General features: G+C 56.5%; 1 protein-coding gene. It reads right to left on the bottom strand.

The genetic code is table 11. The features are described from left to right. Nucleotides 1-101: 101 nt before the first annotated feature. A partial coding sequence (locus ACW5W8_RS24115) for a phage virion morphogenesis family protein (RefSeq protein WP_498630939.1) occupies nt 102-253 on the bottom strand: 152 nt, incomplete at its 5' end.

The following is a 253-nucleotide window of genomic DNA, read 5'->3' on the forward strand; positions in this document are numbered from 1 at the left end:
GGCGATACTGTTTAATGGTGTTTAAACTCCATTTTCCTGACCTATTCAGAGGGTAGACATGCCATCGTAGCCGCAAGGGGGCACCAGAGGCACCCAGAAGCTCACGGAGCCTCGATGACTAAATATCCCTCCAGCGTCTCCAGCACGCTCTGTTTATCCCCGTCTGACAGCCCCAGAACACGGCGCTCTGGCAGGTTGATCTCTGGGCGCCCGAACTGGTGGGCGGCACCGTATACCATGGGCGTACCAAAGT

This window comes from Aeromonas aquatilis (assembly GCF_054052405.1).